Source organism: uncultured Sphingomonas sp., from assembly GCF_964250165.1.
Classification (GTDB): Bacteria; Pseudomonadota; Alphaproteobacteria; order Sphingomonadales; family Sphingomonadaceae; genus Sphingomonas.
Genome location: NZ_CAXUEK010000044.1, coordinates 1 through 23898, shown reverse-complemented (window position 1 = coordinate 23898; position 23898 = coordinate 1). Strand labels below are relative to the sequence as shown.

General features: G+C 70.9%; 23 protein-coding genes, 1 tRNA gene, 1 other RNA gene and 1 pseudogene. 12 read left to right on the top strand and 14 right to left on the bottom strand.

Going from position 1 to position 23898, the window contains the following annotated elements; genetic code table 11:
• Positions 1 to 927: pseudogene (locus ACFE64_RS10195) on the bottom strand (ATP-dependent DNA helicase RecG); the annotation flags it as partial.
• A 101-nt stretch (positions 928 to 1028) separates the two neighbouring features.
• Here ACFE64_RS10195 and ACFE64_RS10190 point away from each other — a divergent pair.
• Positions 1029 to 1295, top strand: coding sequence for a succinate dehydrogenase assembly factor 2 (locus tag ACFE64_RS10190; RefSeq protein WP_375392350.1), 267 nt, complete (start codon positions 1029 to 1031; stop codon positions 1293 to 1295).
• 126 nt (positions 1296 to 1421) lie between these two features.
• Positions 1422 to 4868, top strand: a complete 3447-nt coding sequence (mfd, locus tag ACFE64_RS10185; RefSeq protein WP_375392349.1) for a transcription-repair coupling factor — start codon at positions 1422 to 1424, stop codon at positions 4866 to 4868.
• 282 nt (positions 4869 to 5150) lie between these two features.
• Here mfd and ACFE64_RS10180 read toward each other — a convergent pair whose 3' ends face one another.
• Positions 5151 to 5576, bottom strand: coding sequence for a YybH family protein (locus ACFE64_RS10180; protein ID WP_375392348.1), 426 nt, complete (start codon positions 5574 to 5576; stop codon positions 5151 to 5153).
• Complete coding sequence (locus ACFE64_RS10175) at positions 5573 to 6835, bottom strand: EAL domain-containing protein (protein WP_375392347.1); 1263 nt, start codon at positions 6833 to 6835, stop codon at positions 5573 to 5575. The genes ACFE64_RS10180 and ACFE64_RS10175 overlap by 4 nt, the downstream gene beginning before the upstream one ends.
• A gap of 85 nt (positions 6836 to 6920) precedes the next feature.
• Here ACFE64_RS10175 and moaA point away from each other — a divergent pair, with 85 nt between their 5' ends.
• The 3 genes from moaA to ACFE64_RS10160 all read left to right on the top strand — a co-directional run bounded on the left by moaA (position 6921) and on the right by ACFE64_RS10160 (position 8933).
• Positions 6921 to 7937, top strand: a complete 1017-nt coding sequence (gene moaA, locus ACFE64_RS10170; RefSeq protein ID WP_375392346.1) for a GTP 3',8-cyclase MoaA — start codon at positions 6921 to 6923, stop codon at positions 7935 to 7937.
• On the top strand, positions 7934 to 8713 hold the full coding sequence (locus tag ACFE64_RS10165) for an NAD kinase (protein ID WP_375392345.1): 780 nt from the start codon (positions 7934 to 7936) through the stop codon (positions 8711 to 8713). The genes moaA and ACFE64_RS10165 overlap by 4 nt, the downstream gene beginning before the upstream one ends.
• 145 nt (positions 8714 to 8858) lie before the next feature.
• A tRNA-Asn gene (locus tag ACFE64_RS10160) sits at positions 8859 to 8933 on the top strand.
• Here ACFE64_RS10160 and ACFE64_RS10155 read toward each other — a convergent pair.
• Positions 8892 to 9344, bottom strand: a complete 453-nt coding sequence (locus ACFE64_RS10155; RefSeq protein WP_375392352.1) for a Mov34/MPN/PAD-1 family protein — start codon at positions 9342 to 9344, stop codon at positions 8892 to 8894. The two genes, ACFE64_RS10160 and ACFE64_RS10155, sit on opposite strands and share 42 nt — an antisense overlap.
• An 11-nt stretch (positions 9345 to 9355) precedes the next feature.
• On the opposite strand from ACFE64_RS10155, the gene ACFE64_RS10150 reads away from it, so the two are divergent.
• The 4 genes from ACFE64_RS10150 (at position 9356) to mtgA (ending at position 13344) form a co-directional block, all read left to right on the top strand.
• Entirely contained in the window at positions 9356 to 10300 is a 945-nt protein-coding gene (locus ACFE64_RS10150; protein WP_375392344.1) for an RluA family pseudouridine synthase, read from the top strand.
• Between the two features lie 66 nt (positions 10301 to 10366).
• The gene (rpoH, locus tag ACFE64_RS10145; protein WP_375392343.1) at positions 10367 to 11272 is read left to right on the top strand and encodes an RNA polymerase sigma factor RpoH; all 906 of its coding nucleotides are present in this window, start codon (positions 10367 to 10369) and stop codon (positions 11270 to 11272) included.
• Positions 11273 to 11357: 85 nt separating this feature from the next.
• On the top strand, positions 11358 to 12572 hold the full coding sequence (locus tag ACFE64_RS10140; RefSeq protein ID WP_375392342.1) for a flavin monoamine oxidase family protein: 1215 nt from the start codon (positions 11358 to 11360) through the stop codon (positions 12570 to 12572).
• Positions 12573 to 12669: 97 nt separating this feature from the next.
• On the top strand, positions 12670 to 13344 hold the full coding sequence (gene mtgA, locus ACFE64_RS10135) for a monofunctional biosynthetic peptidoglycan transglycosylase (RefSeq protein WP_375392341.1): 675 nt from the start codon (positions 12670 to 12672) through the stop codon (positions 13342 to 13344).
• Between the two features lie 140 nt (positions 13345 to 13484).
• On the opposite strand, the gene ACFE64_RS10130 is transcribed toward mtgA, so the two are convergent.
• From ACFE64_RS10130 to ACFE64_RS10095, 8 genes are all read right to left on the bottom strand, one after another.
• Positions 13485 to 13808 (bottom strand): YbaB/EbfC family nucleoid-associated protein, encoded by a 324-nt coding sequence (locus tag ACFE64_RS10130; RefSeq protein ID WP_375392340.1) that lies wholly within the window; start codon positions 13806 to 13808, stop codon positions 13485 to 13487.
• On the bottom strand, positions 13805 to 15418 hold the full coding sequence (locus ACFE64_RS10125; protein ID WP_375392339.1) for a DNA polymerase III subunit gamma/tau: 1614 nt from the start codon (positions 15416 to 15418) through the stop codon (positions 13805 to 13807). Before ACFE64_RS10125 ends, ACFE64_RS10130 begins: the two co-directional genes overlap by 4 nt.
• Positions 15419 to 15815: 397 nt before the next feature.
• An RNA gene (gene ffs / locus ACFE64_RS10120) (signal recognition particle sRNA small type) lies at positions 15816 to 15913 on the bottom strand.
• A gap of 41 nt (positions 15914 to 15954) precedes the next feature.
• On the bottom strand, positions 15955 to 16137 hold the full coding sequence (locus ACFE64_RS10115; RefSeq protein WP_375392338.1) for a hypothetical protein: 183 nt from the start codon (positions 16135 to 16137) through the stop codon (positions 15955 to 15957).
• 23 nt (positions 16138 to 16160) lie between these two features.
• Positions 16161 to 16448, bottom strand: a complete 288-nt coding sequence (locus ACFE64_RS10110) for a hypothetical protein (protein ID WP_375392337.1) — start codon at positions 16446 to 16448, stop codon at positions 16161 to 16163.
• Positions 16449 to 16567: 119 nt separating this feature from the next.
• Complete coding sequence (locus ACFE64_RS10105) at positions 16568 to 16870, bottom strand: 2Fe-2S iron-sulfur cluster-binding protein (protein WP_375392336.1); 303 nt, start codon at positions 16868 to 16870, stop codon at positions 16568 to 16570.
• A complete protein-coding gene (locus tag ACFE64_RS10100; RefSeq protein WP_375392335.1) occupies positions 16867 to 18054 on the bottom strand; it encodes a cysteine desulfurase family protein in 1188 nt (395 codons plus the stop codon). The genes ACFE64_RS10105 and ACFE64_RS10100 overlap by 4 nt, the downstream gene beginning before the upstream one ends.
• Entirely contained in the window at positions 18051 to 19301 is a 1251-nt protein-coding gene (locus ACFE64_RS10095; RefSeq protein WP_375392334.1) for an aminotransferase class V-fold PLP-dependent enzyme, read from the bottom strand. The genes ACFE64_RS10100 and ACFE64_RS10095 overlap by 4 nt, the downstream gene beginning before the upstream one ends.
• Before the next feature lie 82 nt (positions 19302 to 19383).
• Between ACFE64_RS10095 and ACFE64_RS10090 the strand changes: the two genes are divergently transcribed.
• Positions 19384 to 20040: an alpha/beta hydrolase gene (locus ACFE64_RS10090; RefSeq protein ID WP_375392333.1), complete on the top strand. Its 657-nt coding sequence runs from the start codon at positions 19384 to 19386 to the stop codon at positions 20038 to 20040.
• A gap of 200 nt (positions 20041 to 20240) precedes the next feature.
• On the opposite strand, the gene ACFE64_RS10085 is transcribed toward ACFE64_RS10090, so the two are convergent.
• Both ACFE64_RS10085 and ACFE64_RS10080 read right to left on the bottom strand, forming a co-directional pair.
• Positions 20241 to 20399 carry a hypothetical protein gene (locus tag ACFE64_RS10085; RefSeq protein WP_375392332.1) on the bottom strand — a complete coding sequence of 53 codons (159 nt, stop codon included), beginning with the start codon at positions 20397 to 20399 and terminating at the stop codon, positions 20241 to 20243.
• On the bottom strand, positions 20399 to 21355 hold the full coding sequence (locus ACFE64_RS10080; RefSeq protein WP_375392351.1) for a threonine/serine dehydratase: 957 nt from the start codon (positions 21353 to 21355) through the stop codon (positions 20399 to 20401). The genes ACFE64_RS10085 and ACFE64_RS10080 overlap by 1 nt, the downstream gene beginning before the upstream one ends.
• A 146-nt stretch (positions 21356 to 21501) precedes the next feature.
• Here ACFE64_RS10080 and ACFE64_RS10075 point away from each other — a divergent pair, with 146 nt between their 5' ends.
• Positions 21502 to 22773 carry a type III PLP-dependent enzyme gene (locus ACFE64_RS10075; protein WP_375392331.1) on the top strand — a complete coding sequence of 424 codons (1272 nt, stop codon included), beginning with the start codon at positions 21502 to 21504 and terminating at the stop codon, positions 22771 to 22773.
• A gap of 134 nt (positions 22774 to 22907) precedes the next feature.
• Positions 22908 to 23898: deoxyhypusine synthase (locus tag ACFE64_RS10070; protein WP_375392330.1), on the top strand; the 991-nt coding region annotated here is incomplete at its 3' end.

Sequence of the window (23898 nt, the reverse complement as noted above, 5' to 3'; positions counted from 1 at the left end):
GAGCAACGCCCCCTGCCCGCCCGCCTCGACCGCGATCAGCAGCGCCAGCGCGGCGACCAGCGTCTTGCCCGAGCCGACATCGCCCTGCAGCAGCCGCAGCATCGGCGCGGCCTGCGCCAGGTCGCCCTCGATCTCGCGCACCGTCCGGGCCTGCGCGCCGGTGAGCGCGTAAGGCAGCTGAAGACGGTCGCGCAGCCGCCCGTCCCCGACCAGCGCCCGGCCCTTGCGCACGCGTGTCGACTGGCGGACCAGCGCCATCGCCAGCTGGTTGGCGAACAGCTCGTCGTAACCGAGCCGCGCCCGGGCGAGCGCGTCCGCCGGGTCGGCGTGGACGCGCGCCAGCGCCTCGCGCCAGTCGGGCCAGCCGCGCCGCGCCTTCAGCCCCGGTTCGATCCATTCGGGCAGGTCGGGCGCGCGCGCCACCGCCTGCTCGGCGAGGCTTCCCATCCGGCGCGAGGTCAGCCCCTCCGAGAGCGGATACACGGCCTCGCGCTCGCGCAGCTCCTCGTCCGGCTCGGTCAGCTCGGGATGGATGATCTGGAGCTCCTGCCCGTATTGCTCCAGCCGGCCGGACACGCGCCGCGGCTCGTTCAGCGGCAGCAGCTTCTTCATGTAGCCCGACCCGCCGAAATAGGTGAGGCTGACATGATTACCGTGGGCGTCGGTCGCGAGCACCCGTGACGGGCCGCGCGGGCTCCGGCTGGTTCGGTACTCGATGGGCGTGACCGTGATCGCCACCACCCGGCCGACGTCCACCTGCATCAGCTCGTCGCGCACGACCCGATCGATCCAGCCGCTCGGGAGGTGAAACGCGACGTCGACCACGCGGCCTAGCCCCAGCCGGTCCAGCGGCTTGGCCAGCGCCGCGCCGACGCCCTTGAGTGCGGTCACTTCGGCAAACAGCGGATTGAGGATGTCGGGGCGCATGACTATCTGCGCGATATAGCCTTGCCGACCGTCGCCGCCAGCGACGGCCGGCCGTTTGACATTGGACCCCAGCCCGCAAGGGCGTCTTCGCCAAGGATGCCATGGATCACGCCACCCGTCTCAAGCGCCTGCGCTTCCGCGCCTGGCATCGCGGCACGCGCGAGGCAGACCTGCTGATCGGCGGATTCTTCGACGCGCACGCGGCCGGCTGGTCCGAACCTGAGCGGGACTGGTTCGAGGCGCTCCTGGAAGAGCAGGATGTCGACATCATGGCCTGGGCGATCGGCGCGCAGCCCTGCCCGGCGGCGTGGGACGGCGAGATGATGCGGGCGATGCGGCGGCTGGGCTACGTGCCGTTGCCCGGCTGATTTCCCTCTCCCCTTCAGAGGAGAGGGTGCCGAGCGAAGCGAAGGCGGGAGAGGGGCTGAGCGATGCGCCCGGCCAGCCCCTCTCCCGACCCTCTCCCCTGAAGGGGAGAGGGAGATAGGAAACGAATGCCCCCCCTTCAGACCATCCTTTCCGCCGCGCAGCCGCTCACCCTTGCGGGCGTCCCCGGCGGATTCCTCCCGTCCCTGCTCGCCGACCTCGCGCGCGCCGCGCGGACGCGCGCCGTGTACGTCGCGCCCGACGATGCCGCGATGCGAGCGGTCGCCGCCACCGCGCCGTTCTTCGCGCCGGAGCTGGAGATCATCACCGTCCCGGCCTGGGACTGCCTGCCCTATGACCGCGCCTCGCCGTCGCTGCGGATCATGGCCGAGCGCATCGCGGCGCTGCACCGGCTGCAGGGGAGGCGCGAGCGCCCGCAGCTGGTGCTCACCACCGCCAACGCCGCCACCCAGCGCGTGCTCACCCCGTTCCGCATCCGTCAGCTCGTCGCGACACTCGCGCCCGGCGAGCGGATCGACCGCGACCGGCTCGCCGTGCTGCTCCAGGCCAATGGCTATGTCCGCACCGATACGGTGCACGACCAGGGCGAATATGCCGTGCGCGGGAGCATCGTCGACCTGTTCCCCTCGGGCGAGGAACAGGCCCTGCGGCTCGACTTCTTCGGCGACGAGATCGAGACGGTGCGCGCCTTCGATCCCGCCGACCAGCGCACGATCGGTCGGCTCGACCGCTTCACGCTGCTGCCCGCGTCGGAGGCGCTGCTCGACGAGGAGTCGGTCAAGCGCTTCCGCAGCCGCTACCGCGAGCGCTTCGGCGCGACGGCGACGGGCGATCCGCTTTACCAGGCGATCAGCGACGGGCGGCGGCTGGCGGGCATGGAGCACTGGCTGCCGCTGTTCGAGGACAAGCTGGCGACGCTGGTCGATCATCTCGGCGACGCCATGGTGGTGCGCGACGCGGGGGTCGCGCAGGCGGCCGAGCAGCGCTTCGACGCGGTCGCCGACTATTACGAGAACCGCAAGCGCGCCGAAGCGGCCGAGGCGGGCAGCTATCGCGCGCTGCCGGCCAAATCACTTTACCTCGATCCGGCCGAATGGGCCGAAGCGAACGCCGCCGCGGTCAGCCATCTGGTGACGCCATTCCACGAGCCGGGAAGCGCGACCGTGCTCGACTTCGGCGTTGACGGCCCGCGCGATTTCGCGCCCGAGCGCGGCAGCGGCGCGAACATCTACGAAGCGGTCGTCGATCACCTCGGCACGCTCCGCAACAACGGCCGCCGACCGGTGCTCGCCAGCTACTCGACCGGCGCGCGCGAGCGGCTCGCGGGATTGCTCAAGGACCACGGCCTCACCGGCGCGCGGCTGGTCGATACCTGGCAGGAGGCGCTCGGCGCGGGCGGCACGGCGCTGGTCGTGCTTGGCCTCGACCACGGCTTCACCGCGCCCGACGTCGCCGTGCTCACCGAGCAGGACATGCTCGGCGACCGGCTCATTCGACGGCGCAAGCGGCGCAAATCGGCCGACGCCTTCCTCGCCGAGCTGGCGACGCTGTCGCCCGGCGACCTCGTCGTTCACAGCGATCATGGCATCGGTCGCTACGAGGGGCTGACCTCGATCCCGGTCGGCCGCTCGCCGCACGACTGCGTCGCGCTCTCCTATGCCGGCGGCGACAAGCTCTACGTGCCGGTCGAGAACCTGGAGGTGCTCTCCCGCTACGGTTCGGGCGAGGAGGGCGCGGCGCTCGATCGGCTGGGCGGCGAGGCGTGGCAACGGCGCAAGAGCCGGATGAAGGAGCGCATCCGCGAGATCGCGGGCGAGCTGATCGCCACCGCCGCCGAGCGCGCGCTGCACGCGGGCGACGTGCTGGAGCCGGACGCCAGCGGCTATCCGGCGTTCGTCGACCGCTTTCCGTATGAGGAGACCGACGACCAGGACCGCGCGATCGGCGACGTCATCGGCGATCTCGGCGCGGGCAAGCCGATGGATCGGCTGGTGGTCGGCGATGTCGGCTTCGGCAAGACCGAGATCGCGCTGCGCGCCGCCTTCATCGCCGCCATGGCGGGCAAGCAGGTCGCGGTGGTCTGCCCGACGACGCTGCTGGCGCGCCAGCATTTCAACAACTTCAAGGCCCGGTTCGAGGGCTTCCCGATCGAGATCGGGCGATTGTCGCGCCTGGTGACGCCCAGGGAGGCGACCGACACGCGCGCCCGGCTGAAGGACGGCACCGTCGACGTGGTGGTCGGCACGCACGCGATCCTGGCCAAGTCGGTCGATTTCAAGCGGCTGGGCCTCGTCGTCGTCGACGAGGAGCAGCGGTTCGGCGTCACCCACAAGGAGCGGCTCAAGGCCTTGCGCGCCGATGTTCACGTCCTGACGCTGACCGCCACGCCGATCCCGCGCACCCTGCAGATGGCGATGAGCGGCATCCGCGAGCTGTCGGTGATCCAGACCCCGCCGGTCGACCGGCTGGCGGTGCGGACCTATGTGATGCCGTGGGATCCGGTGGTGCTGCGCGAGGCGCTGCTGCGCGAGCATTATCGCGGCGGCCAGAGCTTCGTCGTCACGCCGCGCATCGCCGATCTGCCCGACATCGAGCAGTTCCTGCGCGAGGCGGTGCCGGAGGTCCGCTACGTCGTCGCGCACGGCCAGATGAGCCCGACCGAGGTCGAGGAGCGGATGAGCGCCTTCTACGACCGCAAGTTCGAAGTGCTGGTCTCCACCACGATCGTCGAGAGCGGGCTCGACATCCCGTCGGCCAACACGATGATCGTCCATCGCGCCGATCGCTTCGGCCTAGCGCAGCTCTACCAGCTCCGCGGTCGGGTCGGGCGTTCGAAGACCCGCGCCTACGCCTATATGGTCACCCCGCCCGAGCGGCAGATGACCGATACCGCCGAGAAGCGGCTGAAGGTGCTCTCCGATCTCGATTCGCTCGGCGCCGGCTTCCAGCTCGCCAGCCACGATCTCGACATCCGCGGCGCGGGCAACCTGCTGGGCGACGAGCAGTCCGGCCACATTAAGGAGGTCGGCTACGAGCTGTACCAGGCGATGCTGGAGGAGGCGATCCTGGAGACCAAGGCGGGCGGCCTCGCCAAGCGCCCGCGCGACTTCTCGCCGCAGATCACCGTCGACGCGCCGATCCTGATCCCGGAGGAGTATGTCCCCGATCTCGACCTGCGGATGGGCCTGTACCGCCGGCTCAATGACCTCGATCAGCAGCAGGACGTCGAAGCGTTCGCCGCCGAGCTGATCGACCGCTTCGGCCCGCTGCCCGAGCCAACCGACAACCTGATCCGCATCATCGAGATCAAGCTCAATGCCAAGCGCGCGTGCATCAGCAAGATGGACGTCGGCGCGAAGGGCGTGGTGGTCAGCTTCCACGACGACAAGCCGCCCAATGTCGACGCGCTGATCGCCTATGTCGCGCGGCTCAATGGCCAGGCGAAGCTGCGCCCCGACAGCAAGTTCGTCCTCAACCGCGCCTGGCCCGATGTCCCGGCGCGCCTTCACGGGGCGCTGCAGCTGTCGAAGGGATTGGCGAAGATGGCGGGGTAATCGGGTCGGAATGGCGCTTTCCGCTGGGGGGAGCTCGTAACTATGGTATATGTTGCGAATAGGCCGGATGGGCCTGAGAACCTGACCTTACATATCCTTCAGGAGCTGAGGGATAACGTGCGCGAGATTAGGAAGGCTCAGGATAATACCGATCACAAGCTTTCCGATCTGGTGCAACGGGTGGATGGCAACACGATAGTCTTCAACTTGGTCGCCGGGGTGACTCACGATCACGAGGGGCGGCTGAAGGGGCTCGAGACTCGCTGAGCGAAAGCACTCGTTCTACGACGAATGATCCGCCACGATCCGCCAGCCCGCCGGCCGGCGTTCCCACAGGAGGGTCGTCATGCCGCTCTCCTCCTTCGCGCCGCCGTTCAGCCGCCAGCGGGCGATCAGGAGCTGCTGTGCCGGTCCCACCGTGCGGAACGCGACGGGCTCGAAGCTCAGGCGACCGCGCACGTTGCCCTTGCCGGTAAAGCTCGGCCGGTAGCGATCGGCGATCGTCGCTTTGCCGCGCAGCACGCCATCCTTGGTCACATAGGTCGCGTCGTCGGCATAGACAGCCATGAAGCGGTCGAGGTCGCCCTCATTCCAGCCCGCCGCGCTCGCCGCCATCGCGGCCATGACCTGCCCCTGCGCGCCGGGCAGCGCCGGCGCTGCGGCGATCAGCAGCACGGGCGGCATGAGGGGGAAGAGCGGTCGCATCATCGTGTCTCCACCAGCGCCGCGAGCGCCGCGCTCGTCAACGGCGGCGCGCACAGATAGCCCTGATACTGGTCGCAACCCGCCGCCGCCAGCACGGCGCGCTGCGCCTCGTCCTCCACCCCCTCCGCGATCGTGGCGAGGCCGAGCGCATGCGCCATCGCGATCGCCGCCGCGACCAGCCGCGCCTCGCGCGTGTCGGCGCGCATCCGCTCGACCAGGCTCTTGTCGAGCTTGATCGCGTCGAGCGGCAGCGCGCGGATATAGGCGAGACTCGAATAGCCCGCGCCGAAATCGTCGATCGCCACCCGGCAACCCGCCTGCCGCAGCAGGTCGAGCGCCGCTGCGGCCGCCGCCACATCGGCGAGCGGCCCCGCCTCGACCAGCTCCAGCGTCAGCCGCGCGGCCGGAAAGCCGCTCGCCGTCACCCGCTGCAGCAGCGCCGCCGCGAAGCCGGGCCGCGCCACGTCTGCCGCCGTCAGGTTCACCGACAATCGGAGCCCGGCCAGCCCCGCCGGCCAGCCCGCCGCCTCGCCGAGCGCGCGCGCCTGGATGTGCTCGGACAAGGGCAGGCCCAGATCGGCCCGCGCCGCCGCCGCGAACAGGGCGTCCGCGCCGAGTTCCCCCAGGCGAGGATGCCGCCAGCGCGCCAGCGCCTCGACGCCCGCGACCGTCGCATCCGCGATACGCACCTGCGGCTGGAACAGGATGTCGATCTCGCCGCGCGCGATGGCGTGATGGAGGTCCACCGCCAGCGCATCGAGCGACGCGGCGCGACCGCGCTCGGCCAGCGCTGGCGCCCCGGACTCCGCCGCATGGACAAGCGCCTCGCCCGCGCGGCCGAGCACCGCCACGGCCTCCTCGTCGGGATCGCCGACCGCGACGGCCGCGCGCGCGCCGACCACCACTCCGCCGGCGAACGGCTGCGCCAGCGCCTCCGCCGCCGCGCCGGCGAGAGTCAACGCCTCCGCCGCGCCGAGCTCGGCCACCAGCGTGAACCGCCACCCGCCCAGCCGCGCCACCGATCCGCCGACGCGCTGCGCCAGCGCGTCCAGCCGCTCGCGCGCGGCGCGCACCACCGCGTCACCGGTGGCGCGGCCGTGCGCCGCGTTGAGCAGGTCGAGCCGGGAGAGCGCGAGCAGCACCACCGCCGCGGGACGGCCCGCGGCCAGCCGCTCTTCGAGCCAGCGGCGCGGGCCCGCCGCCCCCGTGCCGTGCGCCCAGCCGCCCGGCGTGCGTCGCCGCTCCTCGCCCGCGATCGTCATCGCCGCCTGCCTAGCTGGCCGTTCGCCGGCCGCCAATGCCGATCGGGGCTTGTTCCGGGACAGGCGCCCGCCTAGCTCCGAGGGCATGATCGCCACCGCCCCCGTCCCGTCCCAGCCTGCGCTGGTGGACGCGCATGGGCGCACGATCCGCTACCTGCGCATTTCCGTCACCGACCGCTGCGACCTGCGCTGCCGCTATTGCATGGCGGAGACGATGACCTTTCTGCCGCGCCGGGCACTGCTCGCGCTGGAGGAGATCGCGATCATCGCCGAGCGGTTCATCGCGCGCGGCGTCACCAAGATCCGGCTGACCGGCGGCGAGCCGCTGGTGCGGCGCGATGTCGGCGAGCTGGCGCGCCGCCTGGGCGCGCGGATCGGGCGCGGGCTCGACGAGCTGACCCTCACCACCAACGGCACGCGCCTGGCCGGGCACGCGGCGGCGCTCCACGCGGCCGGCGTGCGGCGGGTGAACGTCAGCCTCGACACGCTCCATCCCGATCGCTTCCGCTTCATCACCCGCCACGGCGATCTCGCGCAGGTGCTGGACGGCATCGTCGCGGCCCGGGCGGCGGGGCTGGCCGTCAAGATCAACACGGTCGCGCTGGCCGGGCTCAACGAGGATGAGATCCCGTCGATCCTCGCCTGGTGTACGAGCGAGGGTCACGACCTGTCGCTGATCGAGACGATGCCGCTGGGCGCGATCGACGAGGACCGGGTGGACCGCTTCGTGCCACTCACCCGCGTGTTCGAGCGGCTCGCAACGGATTTCGATTTGATCCGCGACGCCCATCGCACCGGCGGACCGGCGCGATACTGGCGGGTCGCCGGCACGAATACGCGGCTCGGGCTGATCTCTCCGCTCACCGCCAATTTCTGCGACGGCTGCAATCGGATGCGGCTGACGACGGAGGGCAAACTCTATGCGTGCCTCGGTCACGACGAGCAGGTCGACCTCAAGGCGGCACTGCGCGGCGGCGGCGTCGCGGCGCTGGATGCGGCGATCGATCACGCACTCGCGATCAAGCCCGCGCGCCACGCCTTCGCGATCGGGCCCGGCGCGGCGCCGGCGGTCGCGCGCCACATGAGCGTGACCGGCGGATGACCGACTATCGGCGTCGCGCGCTGGTCGCGTCGCCGACCGCGCCGGCGCGCGCCGCCGCGGCGGCACTGCGCGAGACCGGTGACTGGGCGCCGTTGGAGGACGCCGACGTCGTGATTGCGCTGGGCGGCGACGGCTTCATGCTGCAGACCTTGCACGCGATGCTGGAGCGGCGGCGGCCGGTCGCGCCGGTGTTCGGCATGAATCTCGGCACGGTCGGGTTCCTGATGAACGAGTGGCGGCCCGATGGGCTGGAGAGTCGGCTGGAGCGCGCGCGCCCCTTCACCGTCACCCCGCTGGAGATGACCGCGACCGGCGTCGATGGCCGCGTCCACACGCTGCCGGCGATCAACGAGGTGTCGCTGCTGCGCGAGACGCGGCAGACGGCGAAGCTCAAGGTGACCGTCAACGATCGCGTCGTCCTGCCAGAGCTCGCCTGCGACGGCATCCTCGTCGCGACGCCGGCGGGCTCGACCGCCTACAACCTGTCGGCGCAGGGCCCGATCCTGCCGCTCGGTTCGGCGCTGATCGCGCTGACGCCGATCAGCCCGTTCCGGCCCCGGCGCTGGCGCGGCGCCATCCTGCCGGATCGGACGCGGATCGGGCTGGAGGTGCTGGAGCCCGCCAAACGGCCCGTCTCCGCCGTCGCCGACCAGCGCGAAGTGCGCGATGTGGCGGCCGTCTCGATCGCGATGGACCGCGCGCGCGAGCTGACGTTGCTGTTCGATCCCGAACACGCGCTGGACGACCGCATCACGATGGAACAGTTCGCGGCATAGGCCGGCTGGCGCCACGCTGGCGCAAGACTCGGACATGCCCGGCCGGCGTGCGCAGCAAGGACCGACGACGCGGCTTAGCCGCGGCGACCCGCCTCAGGGCTTGCATCGCGCGCGCGCCGTCTCTAGACGCCCGCGACAGGCGCATTCCCCGATAGCTCAGCGGTAGAGTAGGTGACTGTTAATCACTTGGTCGTTGGTTCGAATCCAACTCGGGGAGCCAGTCGTCTTCGCTGACGCTGCGGACCGGCCGAAACCGGGCCCGGTCGGGAAGATCGGCCACCGCGCGGAAGACGCCCACGCCTCCCTGTCCCACGATCACCCATAGCCAGCCGTTTGCCGCCGCCTCGTCGGCATCCCGCGCGGACGGTAACGGTGGGCCGACGGGATGCGAATGGTAGCAGCCCACGAGTGGCGGCCCGCCGGCGCGCGCGGCCCGGTGCGCGCCGATCAGCTCCCCCGGGTCGATCTCGAATGCGATGGCGGGATCCGGCGCGACGTTGCGGCAATGGCGCACGGCCGTGACCCGGTGGGGGGCGCCGAGCAGCAGCCCGCAGATTTCCACTGGCGAGGCAGCCGCACGGGCGGTGATTTCGTCCACGATGCCCTTCACGAACGTGACCGCGTCACCCATATCCGGCACTCATGGACCGGGGGGTCGCCATCATTCAAGCGCGGATCACGGCGGCGGCGGATGGCTGGCGACTGGATCGCGCGCTCGCCGACGCGGCGCCGACCCTGTCGCGCGAGCGGCTCAAGGTGCTGATCGCGGCCGGCAACGTCTCGCGCGCCGGCCTGCTCGCACGTGATCCCGCCAAACGGGTCGCGGCCGGCGAGGAGTTCGAGGTCACCGTCCCGCTGCCGGTGCCGGCGCATAACGAGCCGCAGCCGATTCCGCTGGTCGTGGCCTTCGAGGACGAGCACCTGATCGTGATCGACAAGCCGGCGGGGCTGGTCGTGCATCCGGCGGCCGGAAACCTGGACGGCACGCTGGTCAACGCGCTGCTCCATCATTGCGGCGGCTCGCTGAGCGGCATCGGCGGCGTGGCGCGACCGGGGATCGTGCATCGGATCGACAAGGACACGTCCGGCCTGATAGTCGCGGCCAAGACCGACCGGGCGCATGAAGGGCTGGCGAAGCAGTTCGCGGCGCACACGATCGACCGCGTATACCTGGCGATCGCCGCCGGCCGGCCGCGGCCGGCGGCGGGCAAGGTGGACGCGCCGCTCGCGCGCTCGTCGGCGGATCGCAAGAAGGTCGCGATCGTCGCGGCCGGCAAGCGGGCGGTGACGCATTACCGGACGCTGGAGCCGCTCGGGGGCGCTGCGCTGGTCGAGTGCCGCCTGGAGACGGGGCGGACGCACCAGGTCCGGGTGCACCTGGCCTCGATCGGGCATCCGCTGCTCGGCGATCCGGTCTATGGCCGCCCGGGCGGGCACAAGGCACTGCTGGCTCGGCTCGGCTTCCGACGGCAGGCGCTGCACGCCGCCCGGTTGGGGTTCGTTCATCCCGTCGCGGGTAAACCCATGTCGTTCGACAGTGCGATGCCTGCCGACATGGCGGAACTGTTGACAGCGTTGCACGATTAGGTTCGAGCGTTTTTCGCCTTGCTGCAGTGCGGGAGGCGCGTCGCTCCGGGAAAGGAAGTTACCATCATGGCTCAACGCAGCAACGTCCCGGCGACGATTCCGGCGCTCGGCAGCGAAGCGGGGCTCAACCGCTATCTGGCCGAGATCAAGAAGTTTCCGCTGCTCCAGCCCGAGCAGGAGTATATGCTCGCCAAGCGCTTCCAGGAACATGGCGATCCGGAGGCGGCGGCGCAGCTCGTCACCTCGCACCTGCGCCTCGTGGCGAAGATCGCAATGGGCTATCGCGGCTACGGCCTGCCCACGTCGGAGCTGATCTCTGAGGGCAATATCGGTCTGATGCAGGGCGTGAAGAAGTTCGAGCCCGATCGCGGGTTCCGCCTCGCCACCTATGCGATGTGGTGGATCCGGGCCTCGATCCAGGAATATATCCTGCGCTCGTGGAGCCTGGTAAAGATGGGCACCACGGCCGCGCAGAAGAAGCTGTTCTTCAACCTGCGCCGGATGAAGTCCAAGCTCGACGCCTTCGAGGACGGCGATCTGTCGCCCGAGAACGTCCGCAAGATCGCGACCGATCTCGGCGTCCAGGAGGACGAGGTCGTCTCCATGAACCGCCGCATGGCGATGGGCGGCGACACCAGCCTCAACGTCTCGGTGAACGAGGACGGAGAAGGCCAGTGGCAGGATTGGCTTGCGGACGACGCGCCGCTGCAGGACCAGACGGTCGCCGAAGCGCAGGAGGCCGACGTGCGCCACGGCCTGCTGGTCGACGCGATGGACGCGCTCAACGACCGCGAGAAGCACATCCTGACCGAGCGGCGGCTCACCGACGACCCCAAGACGCTGGAGGAGCTGTCCCAGGTCTATGGCGTCTCGCGCGAGCGGGTGCGACAGATCGAGGTGCGCGCGTTCGAGAAGCTGCAGAAATCGATGATGCGGCTGGCGGGAGAGAAGCGGCTGCTCGTCGGCGCGTGATCGGTCGCGCAGCGACCCGCCGGCAGGGCCGGCGGGTCGGCCCAGCCGACCCGTTCGATGAGGCGGGCGCCCGCGGCGGGCCGGAATGACCGACCTCACCGTCGTGATCGGCGCCGGCGCGGCCGGCATCGCCGCCGCCCGGCGCCTCCACGATGCCGGGCGGGAGGTGCTGCTGGTCGAAGCGGGCGATCGGCTCGGCGGCCGCGCGCATACGGTGACGCTGGGTGGCTACCCGGTCGATCTCGGGTGCGGCTGGCTCCATTCGGCCAGGCGCAATCCCTGGACCGCGATCGCCGAGCGCGACGGCTTCACCGTCGATCGCTCCTCGCCAAACTGGCGAGAGCAGTGGCGCGACCTCGGTTTTCCACCTGCCGAGCGGCAGGCGTCGGGGGCAGCATGGGAGCGCTGGCATCAGGCAGCGCTGGCAGCGCTGAGCGGGCCCGACCGACCGCTCGGCGATTTCATCCCGCAGGATGACCCGTGGCGGCCGATGATCGACGCCATCTCCGGCTATGCGAACGGCGCCGATCTCGACGCGGTCTCGCTGCACGACTGGGCCGCCTACGAGGACGCGGCGACGGACGACAATTGGGCGGTGCGCGAAGGCTATGGAACGCTGGTCTCGCACTTGGCCGCCGGGATACCGGTGCAGCTGAACATGCCGGTGACCCGCATCGACCATCGCCGCCGCACCTTGCGACTGCAAACCGCGGCCGGCGCGATCGAGGCGGCGCGCGCCATCGTGGCGGTGCCGACCCCGGTGCTCGCGTCGGGCGCGCTGGCCTTCGACCCACCCTTGTCCGCGAAGCGCGACGCCGCCGCGGCGCTGCCGCTTGGCCTGGCCGACAAGGTCTTCCTCCACACCGCGGAGCAGCCGTGGCCGGCGCACGCGCATCTGATCGGGAACCCGCATACCAGCAATACCGCGAGCTATCGCCTGTCGCCGTTCGGCTGGCCCATCGTGGAAGCGTTCTTCGGCGGCGGCTGCGCCGAGACGCTGGAGGGCGGCGACGCCGCCGCGTTCGCGGTCGACGAGCTGGCCGCCCTCCTGGGCAGCGCGTGGCGGCGGAAGCTGACCCCGCTCGGCGTCACGCGCTGGCGCCGCGAGCCGTGGATCGGCGGCAGCTACAGCCATGCGCGCGTCGGCAGCGCCGGCCAGCGACGGATCCTTGCCGAGCCCGTTGACGGCCGCCTGTTCTTCGCGGGCGAGGCCTGCCACGCGTCCGACTTCTCGACGGCGCATGGCGCCTACGCGACGGGCCTGGCGGCGGCGGACGCGATCGCCCGGTCGACCGTCTAGGCGGCGTTGCTCGATCGGGCCGAACGGCGCTGCATCAGCATGCGCGGCGCGCCACACGACCCTTGCCGCCCCTGCGCCGCGACGGCAGAACTAGCCCATGCGCCGCCTCTTCCGCTGGCTGTTCCGGGCCACCTTCATATTCGTGATCGGGTCGGTGCTGTGGGTGGCCATCTACCGGGTCGTGCCGCCGCCCCTGACCTTCACGATGCTGGGCGACGTCATCGCGGGCAACGGCGTGGCGAAGGACTGGATGAGCCTGAGCGACATGGACCCGGACATGGCGCGCGCCGCCATTGCGGGCGAGGACTCGCGGTTCTGCGTCCACCACGGCTTCGACTGGCGGGGGATCGCCAGCGCCGCCGAGCATAACGCCAAAGGCGGGCGTATCCGGGGCGGATCGACGATCAGCCAGCAGACCGCCAAGAACGTCTTCCTGTTCCAGCGCGGCGGCTATGTGCGCAAGGCGTTCGAGGCCTGGTTCACGCTGCTGATCGAGACGATCTGGGGCAAGCGGCGGATCATGGAGGTGTATCTCAACGTCGCCGAGACCGGGATCGGTACCTATGGCGCGAATGCGGCCGCGCAACGCTATTTCGGGCATGACGCCTCGCACCTGACCACGACCGAGGCGGGGCGGATCGCCGCCGTGCTGCCGCTGCCCAAGAAGCGGGCGGCGGTGGATCCGCACGGCTTCGTGCGCTCGCATGGCAACCGGCTGGCGCGCTATGCCGGCGTCGTCAGGCGAGCCGGGCTGGACGGGTGCTTGCGCTAATGCCCTCTCCCTGCAGGAGAGAGGGACAGCCGCTGCAGGCGGCAGGGTGAGGGGCCGACGTGCGGGCCTGGAGTTGCACGTCACACCCTCACCCGACCTCGCCTGCGGCTCGACCACCCTCTCCCTACAGGGAGAGGGAGTCAGAACGGCAGCTTGAACCCCGGCGGCAGGGGCAGCCCGTTGGTCATCTTGCCCATCTCCTCGCCCGAGGCGGCATCGGCCTTGGCGCGGGCATCGTTGAACGCGGCGGCGAGCAGGTCTTCGAGCATCTGCTTTTCCGATACCTGCACGAGCGAGTCGTCGATCGCGATCGCGATCACGCGCCCCTTGGCCGACGCCCTGATCTTCACCAGGCCGCCGCCGGCGACGCCCTCCACCTCGATCTGATCGAGATTGGCCTGCGCCTTCTCCAGCTCGGCCTGGACGTTCTGCGCCATCGCGAGAATCTCATCGATATTCTTCATGCGTTGCTCCGTTGGCCGGGCCAGGATTCGAGTTCCGCGTCGGGAAACGCTTGGCGCGCCGCTTGGACCATCGGCGAATCGAGAATGGCCTGTCTAGCCGCCGCGTCGGCGGCGTCGGCCTGCTCCTTCAGCGTCGGCTGGCCGGGCTCGTCGGCGAGCGTCACGCGCCAGGGCTGGCCGGTGACGGCCTTGAACGTCGCGGTGAGGTCGCGCAGGCCGTCGGTCGACCAGGGGCGCGCGCCGCTCAGCACCAGCGCGGGCGGGTCGTAGCGGACGACGCTGGCATTGGCCCGCAGCCGCGCGACCATGGCGTGTTCGTTGGCGCCCTCCAGCCGGGTCACCAGGTCGGCGAAGACCGGAGGCGCCGCCCGCTCCGGCGCGTGCGGAGCGGAGGGCGGCGGCGCAACGGCGAGCGGCGCGCCGCTCGCCAGCTGCCGCGCCAGCTCGCCCGGATCGGGGAGCGTCGAGGCGTGGATCGCGCGGAGCAGCGCCATCTCCGCCGCCTCGATCGGCAGGGCGGCCCGGCCGACCTCCTCATGGCCCTTCAGGAACAGCTGCCACAGCCGGTGGAGCGCCGGAAAGGAGAGCCCGGCCGCCCACTCCGCCCGCGCGGTCCGCTCCTCGGCCGCCTGGGTCGGGTCGGCGGGCGCGTTGACCTTGACCAGCGTGATCCCGTGCACCGTCTCCAGCAGCGACCGGAACACCGCGAGCGGATCGACGCCACCGTCATATTGCCGGCGCAGCGCCGCCAGCGCGGCCGGCGCGTCGCCGGCGAGCACGGCCCCGAGCAGTTCGCGCACGGCGCCGCGATCGGACAGGCCGAGCATGTCGCGCACCGCCGCCGCCGTGACGCCGCTGCCGCCCTCCAGCCCGGCATGGGCGATCGCCTGGTCGAGCATGGAGAGGCCGTCGCGCGCCGAGCCTTCGGCGGCGCGGGCGATCAGCATCAGCGCGTCGGGCTCCGCCGCGACCTGCTCCAGTCGCGCCACGCGGGCGAAATGCTCGGCGAGGCGCTCGGCCGGAATGCGACGCAGATCGAAGCGCTGGCAGCGCGACAGCACGGTGACGGGCACCTTCTGCACTTCCGTCGTCGCGAACAGGAACTTCACATGCGCCGGCGGCTCCTCCAGCGTCTTGAGCAGGCCGTTGAACGCCTGGCGCGAGAGCATGTGGACCTCGTCCACGATATAGATCTTGTAGCGCGCGGAGACCGCCGCGTAGCGCACCGCCTCGATGATCTCGCGGACGTCGTCGATGCCGGTGTGAGACGCCGCGTCCATCTCGATCACGTCGATGTGGCGGCCCTCCGCGATCGCGCGGCACGGCTCGCAGACGCCGCAGGGATCGATGCTGGGGCCGCCCTGCCCGTCCGGCCCGATGCAGTTCAGCGCCTTGGCGATCAGGCGGGCGGTGGAAGTCTTCCCCACCCCGCGCACGCCCGTCATCAGGAAGGCATGGGCGATACGGTCGCGCCTGATGGCATTGCCGAGCGTGGTGACCATGGCGTCCTGCCCGATCAGCTCGCCGAAGGTCTGCGGGCGGTATTTGCGCGCGAGGACGCGATAGGCTTCGGGGCGCTGCGGCTGCGCTGGTTCGTCGAGGTCGAGCATGGTCAGGCGGAGAACCGAGGCACGACACGGAAGTATACAATTCTTGCGATCCGGTCAGGCCGGCAGCGGCCCCGATGCGAGTCCGTGCGAAGAAGAGAAGCGGAACAGAAGGTGATTCGGGTCACCCCGAGACTATGGCAGGTGATGGGTGTGGAGGACAGCATAACCGTCACGCCGGCCTTGCGCCGGCGCCCACCGGCGGCCGCTGATGCGTTCGTCGCTGTTCGCGGCGATCGGGTCGCACCTGGCGTGGATGCCGGCACGAGGCCGGCATGACGAATGCCTGCCGTGAGCGCGCCACGGGAGTGAGTCCCATGACGTCGAACGCGTCGGCTGGCCGACCCGCCGGCCGCGCTGGCGCGTCTCAGATGCAGCTTCGCCGCGCCTGGGCGCGCTGCGCGGTGAGAGCCGGAACGACCCGTGGGGAAATCGTTGTGGCTGCTGCCTTCCGGCCCTGACCAGGTTGGCGACGACCACGCCCGCCCGACTCTCGCCATCGGATATGGCGGAGCCGGACGGGCGGATCAAGCCTGCGGTCAGTAGCGGACGGCGCGGCAGACGCGCACACGGTTCCCGTGGCGGCGCTGCCAGGTGCAGACCTGGCGGGCATGACCCCGGTCGTGGCGCACCACCGTGCGCTCATGGACGACGACGCGCTGCGCGGGGGCGGCGGCAGGCAGCAGGGCGGCCAGGGCGGCCGCGACGGCGATCAGTTTCATCTCACTCTCCTCTTCGTGACGGTTCAGTAGAAGCAACGGCGGACCCGGCCGCGATACTCGAAACGCCGGCAGCCGTGATGTGGACCATAGCGGCCGCGACCGTAAAGGCCGCCGCCATAGCCATGGTAACTGCGGTGGAAACCATAGCCGCGGCGAACGCCATAACCGCCCTGGCCATGGCCGTATCTGCGCTGACCATAGCCATCGCCGCGATGAGGGCGGTAGTGATCGTAGCGCTGTGCCTCGGCGGGCGTCGCGCCCAAGGCTCCGGCGGCGAGCATGCCGGCAGCCAGCAGAACGGTGAGCTTCATACGGAATGCTCCTGTTACGCGCCCGCCGGGGTGGCGAGCTAAACATCTATGGTCCCGCCGGCGTGCATCGCGACTGAACCGACGGTTGTGGAAACGTCAGCCTCCGTGACGCTGTTCCGTCAACCGGGGATGCGGACGGTGACCGCGCCCAGCGCGACGGTAAGTCGGATCTGGCAGGCGAGCCGGCTGGTGCGGACGGCGGCGGGGGCGAGATCGAGCAGCTCCTCCTCCTCCGCGCCGGCGGGTGGCAGCCGCGCGAAGTCCTCGGGCGCGACGATGACGTGGCAGGTGGCGCAGGCCATGTCGCCGTCGCATGTGCCTTCCAGCGGCTGACCGGCGGCCTGCGCTGCATCGAGCAGACGGGCGCCTTCCATGGCCTCGATCGTGCAGGGGTGGGCGCCGGCGAAGGTGACCCGGATCATGCCGCGAGCCGCTGCGCATCGGCGGCGGCGGTGATCCGATCGAGCGCCGCCGCCACCTCCGCCTCGCTGGTATAGCGGCCGAAGCCGAGCCGCAGCGAGGACCGCGCCTGCGCGTCCGACAGCCCGAGCGCGCGCAGCACATGGCTCGGCCGCCCCGAGCCGCTCGCGCAGGCCGAACCGGCGGAGAAGGCCAGGTCGCGGCAGTCAGACATCAGCCGGGCGACGTCGAGCCCGTCGCGGCGGATGTTGAGGTTGCCGTGGTAGCGGGCCGGCACAGAGCCGTTCACTGCCCATTCTCCCCTCCCGCTTGCGGGAGGGGTCGGGGGAGGGCTTGTCGCATTTACGGCGGGGGCACGCCCTCCCCGAGCCCCTCCCGCAAGCGGGAGGGGTGTCAAAAAGCCCAACTGCTCGCTCGCGAGCCCCCAAAGGCGCGCGACATGCGCGGCGTCCTCGTCCGCCCGCTCACGCATGAGCCGCGCCGCCGCCCCGAAGCCGGCGCAGAGCGCGGGCGAGAGCGTGCCGGAGCGGCCGCCCTCCTGATCGCCGCCGTGCAGCAGCGGCTCCGGTGTCACGCCGTCGCGGATCCACAGTGCGCCGATCCCCTTGGGCCCGTGGATCTTGTGCGCGGAGATGGCGATCAGGTCGACGTTGCCCGGGATCGGCACGCGGCCATAGCCCTGCACGGCGTCGCACAGGAACCGTGCGCCGACCGCGTGCGCGAGGGCAGCCAGCGCGGCGACCGGCTGAACCACGCCGATCTCGTTGTTGACCAGCATCGCCGCGACCAGGCCGGTGCCGGGCCGGATCGCGTCGCGCGCCCGGTCGAGGTCGACCAGCCCATCCGGTCCGACCGGCAGCACCGTCACCGGCCGCCCCGCCCTGCCTGCCGCCGCCACCGTGTCGAGCACCGCGGCGTGCTCGGTCGCGAGCGTGACAACCGATCCTGCCATGCCCTTGATCGCCCAGTTCAGCGCCTCGGTCGCGCCGCTCGTGAAGGCGACGCGGCCGCCCGCGGGCAGCAGCCGGGCGATCTCGGCGCGCGCGACCTCGACGGCCGCCTTCGCGGCGCGGCCGGGGCGGTGGGCGGAGTGCGGATTGCCATGCTGATCCCGCAGCCACGGCAGCATGGCGTCGAACGCTTCGGGCGCGAGCGGGGTCGTCGCCTGGTAATCGAGATAGATCATGCCGCGAAGGCCCGCGTCGCCCGCGCCATCGCGCGCCAGGCGGCGATGAACCGCTCGACCTCCGCCTCGCTCGTGTCGCGGCCGAAGCTGACGCGGATCACCTCGCGCGCCGCGGCCTCGCCCCAGCCCATCGCGGCGAGGACATGGCTGGGCTTGAGCGAGCCGGACGCGCAGGCGCTGCCGGCGGAGACGGCGACGCCGACCAGGTCGAGGCGGATGAGCTGCGTGGTCTGTGCGACGCCGGGCAGGCGGTAGCTGCCGATCGCGGGATGGCGCGGGCTCGCGGCCGCGACGATCTCGCCGCCCGAGCGGTCGATCGCGTCGTCGAGCCGGGCGCGCAGCGCGGCCCAACGCGCCAGCGGCTCCGGCTCGGCCAGCGCGGCGGCGTAGCCCAGCGCACCGGGCAGGTTCTCCGTGCCGGGGCGATAGCCGCGCTCCTGCCCCCCGGTGGGCGCGAGCGTCGCGAGATCGCGCACCAGCAGTGCGCCGACGCCTGGCGGTCCGCCGCGCTTGTGGGCGGAGAGCGCGACGAAGTCGGCATGGGCCGCGACGTCCGGATCGGCGCCTGCCGGCATCTGCGCGGCGTCGACGAGCAGGAGGTGGCCGGCGGCGTGCGCGGCTTGGGCGATCGCGGCGATCGGCTGGCGGACGCCCGTCTCGGAGTTGCACCATTGGACGGCGTAGAGGGCGCGCTGCTCACTCCTCCCCGGGACGGGGAGGGGGACCGCGCCCACAGGGCGTGGTGGAGGGGGCTCAGGGCTGAGCGGGTCGCCCAGATCGGAACCCCCTCTAACATGCCGCTTCGCGTCCCACGGCTCGCTTTGTGAGCCGACTTCGCTGCTGCGACATGCCCCCGGCATGTCGCAGCTCGCAGCTACGTCCCCCTCCCCATCCCGGGGAGGATTGAGAAGCGCATCGCCCCCGACAGCCAGCACCTCTGCCTCGGGCCACGCGCGGAACACCGCGTCGTGCTCGACGGCGCTCGCCAGCCGCCGCGCGACATTGGCGCGGCCGAGCGCGATCGCCAGCGACTCGCTCGCGCCGCTGGTCAGCAGCACCTCGCCCGTCCAGCGATAGGCCGCCGCGATCTCGGCCCGCGCCGCCTCCAGCGCGCCGCGCGCCGCACGGCCCTCGCCGTGCGGGCTCGACGGGTTGGCCCAGCGCGCCAGTCCGTCCACGACCGCGGCGCGCGCGGCGGCGGTGACGGGCGTGGTGGCGGCGTGGTCGAGATACAGCCGGTCCGGCAAACGACATTCCCTTGGGCGAACGACCGCCTATATAGCGCGGCGTTCCGCGGGTTCACCCGCCCGCCCCTATCGACAGGTGCTCATGCCCGAAGTCATCTTTCCCGGCCCGGAAGGCCGCCTCGAAGGCCGTTTCGCCCCCGCCCCACGCCCGCGCGCGCCGGTCGCGATGATCCTCCACTCGCACCCGATGTCCGGGGGCACGATGAACAACCGCATGGTGCAGGAGCTCTACAAGACGTTCCAGCGCCGCGGCTTTGCGACGCTGCGCTTCAACTTCCGCGGCGTCGGCAAGAGCCAGGGGACGTTCGACAACGGCGTCGGCGAACTTTCGGACGCGGCGAGTGCGCTCGACTGGGTGCAGAGCTTCCACCCCGAGGCGCAGACGACCTGGATCGCGGGCGTCAGCTTCGGCGCGTGGATCGGCATGCAGCTGCTGATGCGGCGGCCGGAGATCCGCGGCTTCATCTCGGTCGCCCCGCCGGCGAACATGTACGACTTCACTTTCCTCGCGCCCTGCCCCTCCTCGGGCATCATCATCCAGGGCGAGGCAGACGAGGTGGTGACACCGGCGTCGACGCAGAAGCTGGTCGACAAGCTTCGCACCCAGAAGCACATCACCATCCACCACGACACGATCCCGAAGGCCAACCACTTCTTTGAGAACGAGATGGGCGAGCTGATGGCCAGCGTGGACAAATATCTGGACATGCGGCTGGACCCCAACTCGCCGATCAAGTGAGGCTCGTCGCAGCGGATTAGCGGAAGCTGATCCCGGCCGCGGGGACGAGCCCGGCCGGCGGCGCTCCGCGCCGTCCGACGTCACGGAAGTGGTTCCGTGACGGGCTCAGCTGGATCCCGAGCACCAGATTGCCGATGACCGGCATCACGGACAGGAACACCGTGGCGCAACGGCGACGCCACAGCTCGTCCGGCCTGACCTCACATCGTCCAGATCGCGACATTGCCGACCAGCACGGCGGCCATGACGAGCATCAGCAGCGCGCGGGTGCGGTCGCGGCGCCTGGCCAGCAGGTAAACGCCGCCGGCGGCGCAGGCGAAGGCGGCAAACATGGCGATCGCGGGGGCGGCCGACCCCATCAGCCCGCCATCGCCCGCGCATAGGCGGCAAGATCCACATTGCCGCCGGACAGCAGCACCAACATCCCCGGTTCCGGCTTCACCTTGCCCGCCAGCAGCGCGGCCAGCGCCACCGCGCCGCCGGGCTCGATCACGAGGCGCAGCTTCTCGGCCGCCCAGCGCTGGGCGGCAGCGGTTTCGGCTTCGCTGACCGCAACGCCCTCGGCCCCGCGCCGCGACAGCACGTCGAACGTCAGCGCCGACACGCGCTGCGTCTGAAGCGCGTCGCAGGCGGTGGGCGGCGGGTTCGGGCCGACCGGCTCGATCCAGCCCGCCTCCAGCGAGCGCCTCATGTCGTCCCAGCCCGCGGGCTCCACCACCGTGATCGCGGCCTCGGGCAGCGCCAGCGCCAGCCCCGCCGCCAGCCCGCCGCCGCCGCACGGCGTCACCATGCGCGCCGGCGGGGGCAGGCCGGCGTCCTGCATCTGCGCCGCCGCCTCAATCCCGGTCGAGCCCTGCCCCTCGATCACCCAGGGATCGTCGAAGCTCGGCACCAGCGTCGCACCCCTCGCCTCCGCCAGCGAGCCCGCGATCTGCTCGCGATTCCCGGTCGCGCGATCATAGGTCACGATCTCCGCGCCGAGCGCCAGCGTGCCGTCGCGCTTCGCCGCCGGCGCGTCGGCAGGCATGACGATGGTGGCGGGCATGCCGAGCCGCTTCGCCGCCCAGGCGATCCCCTGCGCGTGATTGCCCGACGAGAAGGCGACGACGCCCTTGGCCCGCGTCGCCTCGTCCAGCGCGGTCAGCCGATGCCACGCGCCCCTGATCTTGAACGCCCCCACCGGCTGCAGCGACTCGGCCTTGAACGCCACGTCCGCCCCGCCCAGCCGGACGACGTAGAGCGGCGTCGGCGGCAGGATGCGGGCGATCTTCGCCGCCGCATCGCGCACGCCTGCGCGGGTAGGCTGCCGCACCATCGCCACCAGGCATCCTCCGTCGCAAAAACGTCACTTTACAGGGGGGGACCCCGACCCTATGTCCCCCATCCGCTGCCCCATGGGACTTCCAACCGCAAGGCAGCTTTTCGTGAATGTCGCCGCAAGGCACTTGGAGGTCCCTTGATTTGCACCAGCATCCTCGCGCGCTGGGGTTAGCGCCCCAATCGTCGGTCGCTCCGTTCGTCGCGAGCGCCCTCGATATCGCCAAGGCGAAGCCGGTCCAGCCGGTGACGCTCGTCCGTCCGCACGCCGCGGCGCGGGCCGCCCGCTTCTTCGTCGAGGAGTTTCCGGGTCGGTCGCTCTATGCGGTGAAGGCAAATCCGTCACCCGAGCTGCTGCGTGTTCTGTGGGATGCGGGCGTGACGCATTACGACGTCGCCTCGATTGCCGAGGTGCGGCTGGTCGCGCGCACGCTGCCGGGCGCGACGCTGTGCTTCATGCACCCGGTCAAGGCCGAGGAAGCGATCGCGGAGGCGTATCGCACGCACGGCTGCCGCGTCTTCTCGCTCGATTCGCTGGAGGAGCTGGACAAGATCGTCCGTGCCACCGCCCGGGACACCGGCGAAGCCGCGGACGACCTGACGCTGTGCGTCCGCCTGCGCGTCTCGTCCGAGCACGCGAAATACTCGCTGGCCGCCAAGTTCGGTGCGCTGCCGCACGAGACCAGGGCGCTGCTGTTCGCGGCGCGCCAGGCGGCGGACGCGCTCGGCATCTGCTTCCATGTCGGCAGCCAGGCGATGACGCCCGAGGCGTATGTGCAGGCGATGGAGCGCGTGCGCGCGGCGATCGTCGAGGCGGCGGTGACGGTGGACGTGATCGACGTCGGCGGCGGGTTCCCGTCGTCTTATCCGGGCATGGAGCCGCCGCCGCTGGGCCGCTATTTCGAGACGATCGGGCGCCTGTTCGAGAGCCTGCCGGTCTCCTACTCGGCCGAGCTGTGGGCGGAGCCGGGCCGGGCGCTGTGCGCGGAATATTCGTCGCTGGTGGTGCGCGTGGAGAAGCGCCGCGGCGCCGAGCTCTATATCAACGACGGTGCCTATGGGGCGCTGTTCGACGCCGCGCATATCGGCTGGCGCTTCCCCGTCCGCCTGCTGCGGGAGCCTGAGAGCCCCCGCGCCGGCGGGCGCGAACCTTCTGGCGTGCGCGATCACCCGTTCAGCTTCTACGGGCCGACCTGCGACGACCTCGACCATATGACCGGGCCGTTCCTGCTGCCGGCGGACGTGCAGGCGGGCGACTATCTGGAGATCGGCATGCTCGGCGCGTACGGCGCGGCGATGCGGACGCAGTTCAACGGCTTCGGCTCGGACGAGACGCTGATCGCGACGGACGAGCCGATGGTGTCGCTCTACACGGCCGAGGAGCCGAAAACGGCGTCGAACGTCGTCACGCTGTAACCCGTTCAAGGCACTTTCCCGTCACTCCCGCGCAGACGGGAATCCATGATCGCAGGTCTGCGCGGCGCCGCCGTCGGCTGGTCCTGAATGGATCCCCGCTGCGCGGGGATGACGGGTTTCATTGGAGTTCTCTCATGACCGACACCCTCACGAAAACCGCGGCCACCAACGCGCCGATCAACGACACGCGCAAGCAGGAACTCCTGTCCAAGCAGGTCAGGCACATCGACATCCGCTCGTTCGACGCGCGCCCGATCGTCGACGCGATGAGCGACATGAGCTTCACCAGCCGCGATCTCGGCCGCGCGACCAAGATCTACAACGACATGCTCGCCGACCGGGACTGCACCGTCTGCTTGGTCATCGCCGGCTCGACCTCGGCGGGCGGCTGCATGGACCTGTATGCCGAGCTGGTCCGCTCCAACATGGTCGACGTGATCGTCGCCACCGGCGCCACGATCGTCGACATGGATTTCTTCGAGGGGCTCGGCCACAAGCACTATCAGGCGCTGGAGGTGCCGGACGACGACACGCTGCGCTCGCTCTACATCGACCGCATTTACGACACCTATATCGACGAGCAGCAGCTCCAGGACTGCGATCACACGATCGGCGAACTGGCGAATGCGCTGGAGCCCAAGGCCTATTCCTCCCGCGCCTTCATCCGCGAGATGGGCCGCTACCTCGCCGAGCACGGCAAGAAGGAGAACAGCCTCGTCAAGCTCGCCTACGAGCATGACGTGCCGATCTTCTGCCCGGCGTTCGTGGACTCGTCCGCCGGCTTCGGCCTGGTCAAGCACCAGGTCGATCGCGCCAAGGCCGGCAAGCCCTATCTGATGATCGACGCCGTGGCGGACTTCCGCGAGCTCACGCAGATCAAGATCGAGGCGGGGACCACCGGCCTGCTGATGATCGGCGGCGGCGTGCCCAAGAACTTCATCCAGGACACGGTCGTCTGTGCCGAGATCCTCGGCCACGAGGACGTCGAGGTGCACAAATATGCGGTGCAGATCACCGTCGCCGACACGCGCGACGGCGCCTGCTCCTCCTCGACGCTGCAGGAGGCGGCAAGCTGGGGCAAGGTCAACACCGGCATCGAGCAGATGGTGTTCGCCGAGGCCGGCT